Source organism: Polaromonas sp. OV174, from assembly GCF_900112285.1.
GTDB lineage: Bacteria > Pseudomonadota > Gammaproteobacteria > Burkholderiales > Burkholderiaceae_C > Polaromonas.
Map to the genome: position 1 here is coordinate 1 of NZ_FOKZ01000005.1, position 12001 is coordinate 12001.

At 61.8% G+C, this 12001-nt stretch carries 11 protein-coding genes and 2 pseudogenes; 6 read left to right on the plus strand and 7 right to left on the minus strand.

Going from position 1 to position 12001, the window contains the following annotated elements; genetic code table 11:
* On the plus strand, window positions 1–322 hold a 322-nt coding region (locus BM160_RS06005; protein WP_304442229.1), incomplete at its 5' end, for a group II intron maturase-specific domain-containing protein.
* Window positions 323–369: 47 nt separating this feature from the next.
* On the opposite strand, the pseudogene BM160_RS06010 reads toward BM160_RS06005, so the two are convergent.
* Window positions 370–1598 (minus strand): annotated as a pseudogene (locus BM160_RS06010) (IS256 family transposase).
* Window positions 1599–1741: 143 nt separating this feature from the next.
* Between BM160_RS06010 and BM160_RS22545 the strand changes: the two are divergent.
* A complete protein-coding gene (locus BM160_RS22545; protein WP_177218927.1) occupies window positions 1742–1924 on the plus strand; it encodes a hypothetical protein in 183 nt (60 codons plus the stop codon).
* Window positions 1925–2035: 111 nt separating this feature from the next.
* Here the strand turns inward: BM160_RS22545 and BM160_RS06015 are convergent, their stop codons facing one another.
* Window positions 2036–2395, minus strand: coding sequence for a hypothetical protein (locus BM160_RS06015; protein ID WP_092002113.1), 360 nt, complete (start codon window positions 2393–2395; stop codon window positions 2036–2038).
* A gap of 65 nt (window positions 2396–2460) precedes the next feature.
* Here BM160_RS06015 and BM160_RS06020 point away from each other — a divergent pair.
* Together BM160_RS06020 and BM160_RS06025 are read left to right on the plus strand one after the other, a co-directional pair.
* Window positions 2461–2565 (plus strand): annotated as a pseudogene (locus BM160_RS06020) (IS3 family transposase); the annotation flags it as partial.
* Window positions 2566–3236: 671 nt separating this feature from the next.
* Complete coding sequence (locus BM160_RS06025; RefSeq protein ID WP_092002115.1) at window positions 3237–4157, plus strand: IclR family transcriptional regulator; 921 nt, start codon at window positions 3237–3239, stop codon at window positions 4155–4157.
* Window positions 4158–4173: 16 nt separating this feature from the next.
* On the opposite strand, the gene BM160_RS06030 is transcribed toward BM160_RS06025, so the two are convergent.
* From BM160_RS06030 to BM160_RS06045, 4 genes are read right to left on the minus strand one after another with little or no spacing between them, the layout of a single operon-like run.
* A complete protein-coding gene (locus tag BM160_RS06030) occupies window positions 4174–5709 on the minus strand; it encodes an AMP-binding protein (protein ID WP_092002119.1) in 1536 nt (511 codons plus the stop codon).
* The gene (locus BM160_RS06035) at window positions 5697–6806 is read right to left on the minus strand and encodes a CaiB/BaiF CoA transferase family protein (protein ID WP_177218928.1); all 1110 of its coding nucleotides are present in this window, start codon (window positions 6804–6806) and stop codon (window positions 5697–5699) included. Before BM160_RS06035 ends, BM160_RS06030 begins: the two co-directional genes overlap by 13 nt.
* A 1-nt stretch (window position 6807) precedes the next feature.
* Entirely contained in the window at window positions 6808–7680 is an 873-nt protein-coding gene (locus BM160_RS06040) for a MaoC/PaaZ C-terminal domain-containing protein (RefSeq protein WP_092002125.1), read from the minus strand.
* A complete protein-coding gene (locus tag BM160_RS06045) occupies window positions 7677–8933 on the minus strand; it encodes a thiolase family protein (RefSeq protein WP_092002127.1) in 1257 nt (418 codons plus the stop codon). The genes BM160_RS06040 and BM160_RS06045 overlap by 4 nt, the downstream gene beginning before the upstream one ends.
* A 193-nt stretch (window positions 8934–9126) precedes the next feature.
* Here BM160_RS06045 and BM160_RS06050 point away from each other — a divergent pair, with 193 nt between their 5' ends.
* Window positions 9127–10260: an acyl-CoA dehydrogenase family protein gene (locus BM160_RS06050; protein WP_092002130.1), complete on the plus strand. Its 1134-nt coding sequence runs from the start codon at window positions 9127–9129 to the stop codon at window positions 10258–10260.
* 18 nt (window positions 10261–10278) lie between these two features.
* On the plus strand, window positions 10279–11025 hold the full coding sequence (locus tag BM160_RS06055) for an SDR family NAD(P)-dependent oxidoreductase (protein ID WP_092002132.1): 747 nt from the start codon (window positions 10279–10281) through the stop codon (window positions 11023–11025).
* Between the two features lie 175 nt (window positions 11026–11200).
* Here the strand turns inward: BM160_RS06055 and hpaH are convergent, their stop codons facing one another.
* The gene (gene hpaH, locus BM160_RS06060; protein WP_092002135.1) at window positions 11201–12001 is read right to left on the minus strand and encodes a 2-oxo-hept-4-ene-1,7-dioate hydratase; all 801 of its coding nucleotides are present in this window, start codon (window positions 11999–12001) and stop codon (window positions 11201–11203) included.

A 12001-nucleotide genomic window follows, 5' to 3' on the forward strand; every position in this document is an offset into this window, starting at 1 on the left:
AGGGCGCAGCATGGAGCAGGTAGTAGAAAAGCTCAGGCCCTATCTACTGGGTTGGAAAGCGTACTTCGGTCTGGCGCAAACGCCAAAAGTCTGGCGAACGTTGGACAAATGGTTGCGCCACCGCCTGAGGGCGATCCAGCTGTGGCATTGGAAGCGGCCGAGGACGATTTACCGGGGGCTTAAGGCGATGGGTGCCAGCGAAGACGTTGCCAAGCAGGTGGCGGGAAACTGCCACCGTTGGTGGCGCAACAGCAATGGGGTCATCAAGATCGTGCTGACGATTGCGTACTTCAATGGGCTGGGGGTGCCAAGACTGTCCTGACCTCAAGCGCTGAGGGTGTCCCGAATTTTGTGTAAACGGCGGTTGAGTTAGACGCGCGGCATGCGCTCGTCAAACTGAATGGTAAAGCGATTCAGGGCTGCCTTCCAATCGCGTATCGGCATGGTCCACTTCTGGCTGATGTTGTTCAGTGCCAGGTAGAACAGTTTGAACACGGCTTCATCGGTTGGAAACGAGCCTCGGGTCTTGGTGATTTTCCTCAGGCTCATGTTCACCGACTCAATGGCGTTGGTCGTGTAAATCACTTTGCGGATGTCGGCAGGGTAGTCAAAGAACGGCGTCAGGCGCGTCCAGTTGCGCCGCCAGGACTGTCCAATCGGCGCGAATGAGGAATCCCACTTGCCCTCGAATTCCGTGAGCCTGAGCAGAGCCTCGTCCTCGGTGGCCGCGCTGTAAATCAGGCGCAAATCGGTAGCGACTTCCTTGCGCTGTTTCCAGCCCACGAAGTTCAGGCTGTGGCGCACCATGTGGACCAGGCAGAGCTGCACGGCGGTCTTGGGGAACACCGCCTCAATCGCGTCCGGGAATCCCTTCAACCCGTCCACACAGGCGATGAAGATGTCGGCTACGCCCCGGTTCTTCAGTTCGGTCACCACCTGCAGCCAGAACTTGGCACCCTCGGTTTGAGCCATCCACAGGCCCAGAACCTCCTTGATGCCGTCCAGGTTGACGCCAATGGCCAGGTACAAGGCCTTGACCCGCACTGCGCCACTGTCACGCACCTTGAGGTGAATGCAGTCCATTTAAACGATGGGTACAGGGCATCCAGAGGGCGCGACTGCCAGGTTTTGACTTCATCCAGAACGGCGTCAGTCACCGAGGAAATCAACGTGGGCGATACCTCAGCTCCGTACACTTCCTGCAGGTGGCTTTGAATCTCACGCACCGTCATGCCCCGTGCATACAGCGACAGTATCTTGTCGTCAAAGCCGCTCCAGCGGGTCTGGTGCTTGGTGATGATTTGTGGCTCGACCGTGCCGGCGCGGTCGCGAGGGATTTCGATAGGCAGTTCACCGAAGTCGCCCTTGAGGGTCTTCTTGCTGCGCCCGTTGCGGGTGTTGCCGGCCTCATTGGCTACCACCTGATTCTTGCCGTGGCCGAGTTGGTCGGTCAGCTCGGCCTGCAGGGCCCGTTCAACCAGGGCTTTGGTGAGTTGCTTCAGGATGCCATCTTGGCCAATTAAATCTTCAGGCTTCTTGTAGTTCGCCAGCAGCGCGTCTATGAGTTCGGTGGATAACGGATTCTTCTCTACGGTCATCATTGCTCCATGCAAGACGGCAGTTTCCTGCCAATAGACCGTTTACACAAAACTTCTTACACCCTCCAAGCGCTCGAACCGCCCGGTGCGGACCCGCATGCCGGGTGGTGTGGCAGGGGTGCCTCCAAGAATGGAGGCCCCCTATGCCGATCTCAAAATCCATTTCCATTCCTGCAATCACATCAAACGTTGTAGGTTTTCAGGCCACGCTCCAACTCCTTCATCCGCAAGGCCTTGACCTGCTCGTGACACCTTCGCGCACGCCGGTATCCGACTGGAACTCCGGAATCTCCCGAGAAAACGACTTTCAGGAATCTTTGCAATGAAGATCGCCTTCGTTGGTGCCGGACGCCCAGTCTTTTTGAGTCACTGGAAATTCACGCTTGAGCGACCGATTCTGCTAGTGGCCGGCGCGTGCGACCGGACTGGGCTCATCATCACCGTACTCTAGCCTTAATACCGAGCCGGGGCCACCCTAGCTCGTCCGCGATCCGTCCTACTATCCAGTCAATCTCTGGAGGCGTTTGCCCCCATCCCTGTGAGGTGACGCCATCGGCTACCCTGAGCAAAATATCCGCCGTAGTCCACGCCGGGTTGTCGCGCTGTTTATTTACGCAATACGGAATCAGCTGCTGGATAAGCTCAACGCAGACGTCGTAGCGCTCTTGCAATTCTTCATCGGTGAGGCCGACGACAAATCGACCATCTATTTTTCGCGCGATGAACTTGGACTGGGCTCCAGGTATGGCACCAGGGTAGGGTTCTCGGGGGAAATCGGCGGGGATATTTGGCGTCATGACTGCGAGATCGGAATTCAGTTACCAATAGGTGTGAAGCTAAACAACTCCGCCGTACTTAATGGCTAGTCGATTCCTACATCCGCTGGTACAACGAGAAGCGAATCAAGATATCTCTTGGCTCTCTTAGCCCCATCGAATACCGAGAGAGTCTTGGACTTACGGCATAAACCAGTCCAAGTTTTCATCCGCACCCCCAGCTGGTCAATTTTACGTCGGCACTAACACTCGGAACTTTTACAGACTTAAATATTGGTTTACCAACTTTAATAATAAAACCAACAGGTGATCGCAATGAATAAAGTACGTCGGAGCGCGGCTGTCAAAACCACCAACTCCCTGCATGAAAGTCATACAAACGAAGCAATGAAAGTACGTCGGGAATCACGCTTCAGGACAGGCCAAATGCTATTCGAAAATAAAGTACGTCGAGCGTAGGCCCTTTCAGTATGGGCAAGTGCAATACGTTGACGACGCAAGAATCAATGCAACGAAATCGCAACGCACTTGTAGGAAAAGCCACACAGCCAAATCTCACCTTAAACCGAAGACATGGCATGCGACACGCCGGCCACATTCTGTAGGGACAACCTATCTGCGTCATGCAACTTGCCACGCTGCTTTGGCGCAGCACCTTGATGGACCCCGCTGTTTTCAATCCAAGTCGGCTCGTCTCGTAGTATCCAATTCTCGTCAGCATTGACGACTCAAGTTGAGTTGAGCGTGGGTCACACCACCCCTCGAGGTGGACCGGTCCACCTGCTTCGCCATTGCGCGAAAATCTTTTTCACCACACATACCCGACTGCTAAGATTCGCGTCTCCACAGAGTCCCTCGCAAGATGAGCACCAGAAAAAACACCAAGGCCGCGGCACTAGCCGCTACGACGCTACCGCCCCGCCGCCCGAGCACCCCACGCCAGGGGCTGATGGCTCGCGGCGCCAAGCCGGGCGAGGTGCTTGAGTTGAGCCAGCCGATGGGTGCCGAAGAAGAAGGAACCGACACCCAATTCGTCTCCGCCGTCGGTCGGGCCATGGCCGTTCTCTCCGCTTTCCGACCTGACGACGGGCCGCTAGGCAACGCGGAACTCTCCGAACGCACCGGCTTGCCCAAGCCCACGGTTTCCCGCCTCACTTACACCCTAGCTCGCTGCGGTTGCCTCACCTTCAACCCGCGCTACCGCGTCTACCAGCTCGGTCCCGCAGTCGTGGCCATGGGCCACGCGGCGATGAAATCAATCGACGTGCGCCAGTTGGCGCGTCCCTTGATCCAGCAACTGGCGCATCAGTCCAACTTCAACGTAGGCCTCGCAGCCCGCGATGAGCAGTCCATGGTCTATCTGGACGCCTTCGAGGGCAACGCCCTGGTTGGCCTGCGCCTGCCCGTGGGGTTCCGACTGCCTATCCTCACGTCTTCGATGGGACGCGCTTACCTGGCCGGCTTGCCGGAAGACGAGCGGGAGCTGGCGCTGGCCGAACTCCGACCAGCCGCGCAGAGCAACTGGACATCAATGCTGAAGCAAGTGAAGGAGGCCGTCGCCGAGTATGAGCAGCACGGTTTCTGCACCAGTATTGGTGAATGGCGCAGCGACGTGAACGGCGTTGCTGCACCGATCCGTCCGCCCGCGGGCGGACCGGTGTATGCCGTCAACCTCGGCGGCCCCGCCTACCTGCTATCGGAACACCTGTTACGCGAGGAGTTGGGCCCCAAGATTGCCGAGTTAACGCGCAAGGTCGAGGCTGCCATGACGCCGATTGGTTGAAGCGGCCGGTCTAACATCAGATTCGCCGGCCTGCCCCCTGCCAGTATGGCTCACGAAGCAGGCGCTTCTTGATCTTTCCCGCTTCGTCGCGGGGGAGCTGTTCGCGCTGCTCGATTAGCCTTGGCAGCTTGAACGCGGCCAGACGACCGCGCAAATGCCCGAGGACTTTCTCCATCTCCACGCTCTGGCCGGGGAGCGGCTCGACCAGGGCCACCAGTCCCTCCCCAAACTCTTCGTCCGGGATGCCGAACACGACGCAGTCGGCCACCTGGGGCATCTCGAGGATGGCGGCCTCGATCTCCGCCGGATAGATGTTCACGCCCCCGGAAATCACCAGATCGCGCTTACGGTCGCACAGGAACCAGTAGCCCTCGGCATCGCAGTAGCCCAAGTCGCCCGTGGCCATCAGATCGCCGCGCTGCAAGATGACGCGATCGGCTTCGCGGTTCAGGTAAGTGAAATCTGGGTAGCTGTCGTTGCGCACATAGAGCTCGCCGATTTCGCCCGCGGGCAGCTTTTGACCTTGCTCATCTTGCGCCGCCAGCGTTACGCCTGGCAGCACGCGACCGATGGTGCCCGGCCGGTACAGCGAATCCGCACTGGTGCAGAAGGTGGAAGGACCGGCTTCCGTCGAACCGTAGTACTCGTTGATAATCGGGCCCCACCAGTCGATCATGGCCCGTTTGACCGCAGGCGCGCACGGTCCGCCAGCATGCAACGCGAAACGCAGCGAAGAAAGGTCAAATTGCCGTCGCTGCTCCTCGGGCAGTGCCAGCAGCCGCACGAAGATCGTGGGTACCACGTAGACATGCGTGATGCGGTGCCGTTCAATGGACTGAAGGAAGTCGACGGGATCGAAGCGTGCAGGAATCACCAGAACCTCGGCCTTGCGCACCGCGCGCAGCGCGAACACATGGGGCGCCGTGTGGTACAGCGGCGCGGGCACTAGCACCCGAGATCCAGCGGCGATGCCCGTCATCTGCAGCCGCATGCGTTCGGTCTGCTCCACCTGTTGTGGCGTGGGGGCGAAGCGGCGCACTCCTTTCGGGTTGCCGGTGGTGCCGGACGTGTAGATGATGCTTTCCACTGGCGGTGAGGCTTCTGCGGTGGTCGCCTGCAGACCCGCGATCCAGGCGTCCCACTCAACATCGCCGGCTTGCGGTTGCGCCCGCTCCGACGCGATCCGGTAACCAGACTGGAGTTCGGCCCCAGGCCGAACGGCAATCACGGCCAGCCCGACCAATCTCGGTCGCTCCAGTACGTGCAACAAGTCCACATGGGCAGCCAGGATGCACGCGCCGCAATCGTCCAGGACGTAGTGCAGCTCGGAGGCCTGACTGTGCCAGTTCATCTGCACCGGATAGGCACCGATGTGCTGCGTCGCCAGCGTGACGATCAGCTGTTCGCGGCAGTTGCGCATCAGCACGGCTACCCGATCGCCGGCTTCGCAGCCCAGCGCCAGCAAACCGGTGACGCAGCGCGCCACGTCTGCATAGAGCGTTCGACCTGCCTCCTTGCGCGTGCCAAGGATCAGTTCTTTCAGTTGTTCCATGATCTGTTTCCAAGAAGTTCATCATTGTGTTCGCCCAAGCGCGGCGCCATTCGCTCCACGGAGGTGTACTGGCCATCGAACACGAGGGGTTGGCGCACGTAGCGCAAAACGGAGCCGTCGTTTTTTCGAAAATCCACCACCAGCTTGCGCGCTACCACCTGCGGGTCCTGCGCCACTGCCATGAGGGAACGTACCGGTCCGAACGGAAGCTTCTGCTCCTCGAGGTGCTGCTCCAGCCAGTCCGCATCGTGCACCGCCATGGCTTCGCGCAGCTCCGCCTGCACGCGGCTGCGGTCCCGGATGCGCTCCTCCTCGCTCAGATCGCGATGCTGGGGCAGTCCCACCACGTCGCACAGGGCGCGCCAGAGATGGTCCTCGCCGGAGATACTCAGAGTCAGCTGCTGCCCATCACGAGTGGCGAAGACGCCGTAGCCGGGGTCGGTGGGAGGCAGCCGGGCCGGTTTCATGTCGTTCCAGGCCGGCACCAGCGCTGGCGTCATCCAGGCCACGATGCTGTCCAGCATCGAAACATCAACCTCCGCTGCATGACCGGTTCTTTCGCGCTGCACCAGTGCCGTCGTGATCGCCAGCGCGGCGGCATTGGCAGCCGCGAGGTCCGCCATCACGAATGGCGGCAGGCCGCGCTGCGCCTCTTCGCCGACAGGGATGTCCAGCATCCCGGCTGCGCCCTGCAGGCTGATGTCGTGCGCGCCGTGGCTGGCCATGGGGCCCGTCTGGCCGTAACCCGAGAGCGAGACGCAGATCAGGCGCGGGTTGCGCTCCTTCAACTGCTCCGCAGCCAGCCCCAGGCGGGCCATGACGCCGGGTCGGAAGCCCTCCAGCACCACGTCGGCTGTCTCCACCAGCCTCAGAAACGCTTCGCGTCCGACGGGATCCTTCAGGTCGATGGCGACGGCGCGCTTGTTCCGGTTGAGTGCCTCAAAATGGCCGGGGAAGCGGCGGGTCCGGTCCGGGCTGCCCGGTCCTTCAACGATCACGACGTCCGCACCAAGATCCGCCAGCAGCATGGTGGCGAACGGTCCAGGGTAGAGATGGGCTAGCGTGAGAATGCGAAATCCGGTAAGGGGAAGGCTCATTTCAGACTCCCTGCAGTTGCACATGGCCCGCGTCGAGGACGAGCACATCGCGCTCAAGCGCCCGCGCGCGGAAGCTGCCATCCGGCCACATCTCGACACGCAACGTATCGCCAGGCAGCACGGGATTGGTCATGCGCACGGTAAAGCCATGGCTGCGACCAGGGTCTGCGTCCGCCAACGCATCGATCACGGCTGCGACCGCCATGCCTGCGGTGCACATGCCATGCAGGATCGGCTTCGGAAAACCGGCGCGCGCCGCGACCTCCGGATCCGAATGCAGCGGATTGCTGTCACCATTCAGCCTGTAGACCAGCGCCTGCTGCGGCAGACAAGGGATGTCGACCTGTAGCGAGGAAGCGGCCATCGACACAGGCGGGCGCTGCGGCGGCGGTTTGCCGGCTGAGCCGCAACCGCCGGCCTTGCGCAGGAAATGAACCTGGCGGCAGGTGGCCAGCAACGCGCCGCTGGCCTGGTCGATCACCTGCCGCTCGGAATAGAGAAAGCTGCCGCGGTCGGCGCCCTTGTCCACAAGCGCGGTCACGGAGGTCTTGCCGACTATCTGTCCCTCGGGCGGCAAGGGACCTGCGAGGTGGACCGACTGCTCCACGTGCAACACCTGCCAAGGCGCGATGCCGGTAGCCTCATGCACTACAAGCTCTCCCAGCCAGAAGCCCGGATAGCCCAGGACCAGTGCCAGTGAAGGTAGCGCTTTCAGGCCGGGGTGCCAGGGATCTACCAGCGCCAACTGGCGCCGGTCTAGCGGATCGCGTCCCAAGCCGAGCGATAGCGCATAGAAGGCCGTGTCGCGGCGGGTATAGCGGTGCGTGGTGACCGGCACTTGCCAGTCGAGGAGGTGCAACGGACTGGGGGTCATGCCAGAGAGTCGGCGCGTTCGAGGACTGTGACCACGCAGGCAGCCTCTTCCAGGCCGTAGAAGCCACCGCCGTTCTCCGCCATGCCGATCCGGGCGCCGACCACCTGTGCCGGCCCGGCTTCGCTGCGCAACTGCACGACCAGATCACGGACCTGGATGGCGCCGGTAGCTCCAATGGGGTGGCCCTTGGAGTGCAGACCACCCGAGACGTTGATCGGCAGCCGGCCGCCCAGGCGGGTGACGCCACTTTCGACCAGCGCGCCTCCGTCGCCGTAATCGCAGAAGCCGCAATTCTCCATGTGCAGGATTTCCGCAATGGCCGATGCATCGTGCAGCTCCGCCACGGACACGTCCTGCGGACCCACGCCTGCCATTTCATAGGCACGCTGCGCCGCGATCCGGGTGAGATGGCGCTCCACCTCCTCGGGCTTCCGCGTAGAGCCGCTGCTGACCCCGATGCCGCGAATCCGCACGCTGCGGGATGGCTGAAGGCGCTTGGCGGCGGCGGCCGAAGTAACGATGATTGCCGCGGCGCCATCGCTCATGGGCGCGCACATGGAGCGGGTGATTGGCCAGACGATCAGCTTGTCGGCCAGCACTTCCTCCACCGTCATTGGATGGCGGTACTGCGCCAACGGGTTGAACTGCGAGTGCCAATGGTTCTTGGCCGCCACCTCGGCGATCTGCTTCTGGGTGGTGCCGAAGCGGTGCATGTGAAAGCGCGCCTGCGCAGCATAGATGTCCATGAAGACGGAACGTTCGCCAGCATCGACCAAGGCCTCAGGCGGCAGCGCCAGCCCTTCGCCCATCGTCAACAGCGCCTCCATGTGGGCCTCGGCCAGGTCGCGGTCCCAGCTGCCCTTGAAGGCATCGAACATCTCCTTGCGCTTCTCGGGATAGTTCATCTTCTCGGCGCCGACGACCAGGACCACTTCGTGGATGCCGGCGCGCACGGCCGCGTAGGCCTGCATCAGCCCGGAGCTGGAACTGGCGCAGGCATTGTCCGTATTGAAGATGGGAATGCCCTCAAAACCATAGGCTCGCAGCGACGCTTGGCCGCGCACGCCGTGCTGCCCTTCCAGAGCGCCCTGGCGAGTGTTGCAGAACCAAGCGGCTTCGACCCATTCCTTGGCCATTCCGGCATCGGCCAGCGCCGCATCGATAGCGATCGCGCTGAGCTGCTTCACGCTCTTGTCCAGGTGCTTGCCCAGTGGGGTCATCCCCACACCGACTATGTAAACGTTCTGCGTCATAAGTTCTTTCTGAAATTGAATTTCGAGATTATTCTAGCCATTTTTAAATTACGTGAAAATCAATTTCACGTACAATTAAAACCTCGTTGCCGGCACCCCGCTGGCGCGCCATCTTCCGGAGCGCAACAAATTGACCCACGCCCCCCCTTTCGCATCGTCGGCCGACCCCGGCGTCGATGCAGACACCCTGTCCATGCTGCGCGAGACGCTGCACCGGTACGTCCGCGAGCGGCTGGTCCCGCTGGAAGATCAAGTCGCCCGCGAAGAGCGAATTCCAGATGAAGTCATCGCCGAATTCCGCGACATGGGTCTGTTTGGCCTGACCCTGCCTGCTGAATACGGAGGCCTCGGCCTCAACATGAGCCAGGAAGTCGAACTGGTCATGGAGCTCACCTGGACTTCCGCCGCCTTCCGCTCGTTGGTGTCGATGAACCTCGGGGTCGGCTCGCATGCGATCCTGATGGACGGCACCCAGGAGCAACGCCACCGGTGGCTGCCGGACCTGGCCAGCGGCAAGGTGATTGCGGGGTTCGCGCTGACCGAACCCGACTCGGGCTCGGACAGCGCCGCCTTGCGCACCCGAGCCGTGCGCGACGGCGACCACTACGTACTGAATGGCAGCAAGCGCTTCATCAGCAATGCGCCACTGGCCGGCCTGTTTACCGTCATGGCGCGCACGAGCCCGGAGCGGCTGCCGGGCAATGCCCATGTCAGCGCCTTCCTGGTTCCCGCGGACACACCCGGCCTGCGGGTGGGCGAGAAGGACCGCAAGATGGGTCATAGCGGTGCCGCCACGGCCGACGTGTACTTCGACAATGTGCGGATTCCTGCCTCCGCCCTGCTGGGCGGTGTGGAAGGGCGTGGCTTTGTCAGTGCCATGAAGGCGCTGGATCGGGGCCGCGTCAACATCTCGGCGCTCTGCGTCGGCCAAGGAAAACGTATCCTGCACGAGATGCTGCGCTATGCGACCGAGCGCAAGCAATTCGGCAAGCCGATCGCGGAATTCCAGTTGCTGCAGGCCATGTTCGCCGACAGCAAGACCGACCTCTATGCGGCAGAGTGCATGGTGCGCGACACCGCGCGCCGCCGTGATGCCGGCGAACGGATTTCGCTGGAAGCCTCCTGCTGCAAGCTTTTCGCCTCCGAGATGGTGGGCCGCATCGCCGACCGCTGCATCCAGGTGTATGGCGGCGCCGGCTACATGCAGGAAAGTCGGGTGGAGCGCTTCTACCGCGACGTGCGGCTGTTCCGCATCTACGAGGGCACCTCGCAGATCCAGCAGTTGGTCATTGCCAAGGAATTGTTGAAAACTTTCGAGGCGTTTTAAGCCTCTTTGGAGCATGTAATGGATTTCGGATTGAATGGGAAAATTGCCATCGTGACCGGTGGAGGCAACGGCATCGGCGCGGCCACCTGCCGCCGGCTGGCAGCAGAAGGTGCCAGTATTCTGGTGGCGGACATCGACCTGGCGAAGGCGCAGCAGACCGCCGCGAGCATTGTTGAAGCCGGAGGCAGGGCTCACGCGCTGCGTGCCGATGTCACGGACGAGGCGAGCGTACAGGCGATGGTCGATGCGGCCGTGTCCGAACTGGGCGGGCTGCACATCCTGGTGAACAACGCCGGTTTCACCCGCGACATGCGCATCACGAAGATGTCGGTGCACGACTGGGACTCGGTGGTCGACGTGGTGCTCAAGGGCGCCTTCCTGTGCACCCGTGCTGCCATCCCGCACCTGGCGGAACAGAAGTTCGGGCGAATCATCAACATCTCCTCGCGCGCCCACCTGGGCAACCCGGGCCAGGCCAACTACTCGGCGGCCAAAGCCGGCATCCTCGGCTTCACTCGAGCGATGGCAATGGAAAACGGGCGTAACTGGATCACCGTGAACGCCGTCGCGCCAGGCATTATCGGCACCGAGGCTGTCACGGGTCTGCCGCACTTCCCCAAGATCAAGGAGAACGCGGAGAAGACCACGCCCATCCCGCGCATCGGCGAGTCCGATGATGTAGCGGCGGCAATCGCCTTTCTTGCCTCCGAGGCGGCCGGCTACATCACTGGTGAAGTACTGCACGTCACGGGTGGAAGATACTGAGGCCAGGGAGGTACCCACGGTACCTTCGTCGCAGTGAGCGCCCTGACCTCCAGGTCTCACCGGTCCTTGGAATTGAAAACGCCCGATGAATTTCATCGGGCGTCTTTAGCCGAAATCAGAGCGCCGGTCATATGTCTTTCACAAGTGCCAACCTATTGCAGGACGGGTCAAGGCATCAGGCAAAGCGGAACTCAAGGCGTCCCAGCCGGCCGAAGTCGGCATCGAAGACATCGCCTCGCTGGGCGGCCACCGGGCGAGTGAACGAGCCGGCAAGCACCACCTCGCCGGCTTCGAGGCACTGCCCCCAGGGCGCCAACTTCATCGCGAGCCAAGCCACCCCGATGGCGGGATCGCCTTGCACGCCGGCTGCGAGACCCGTCTCTTCGACAGCGCCGTTCTGACGCAGGATGGCGCCGCACCAGGGGAGATCCAGATCACGCGGGTGCATCTTGTTACCGCCCAGGATGATCCCTGCATTCGCCGCGTTGTCGCTGATCGTATCCTGCACCTTGCGCATCACCTTCGTGTGCCGGTCGAACTGCTCGATGCGGGAATCGATGATCTCGATGGCGGGCGTCACGTATTCGGTGGCTTCAATCACGTCGCGCGCCGTGACGTGGGCGCCCTCCAGCCTCTTCTTGAGGACGAAGGCGAGCTCCACTTCCACGCGTGGCGCGATGAAACGCTCGAACGGGATGTCCCCCGGCTGGAACAGCATGTCGTCCAGCAGGGTGCCATAGTCGGGCTCCGTGATCTGGCTGGCCATCTGCATGGCGCGCGAGGTCAGCCCAATCTTGTGACCGAGGGGTTTTCGACCTTCGGCGATCTTCATCTTGAGCCAGGCGCTGGAGACTGCATAGCCGTCGGCGACCGTCATGCCCGGAAAACGCTTGGAAAAATGCTCAACCTGTACGCGTGAGCGCTCGCTGTCGTGCAACTCGCGCGCGAGCTTCTGGATGGTGTCGGTGTCAAACAT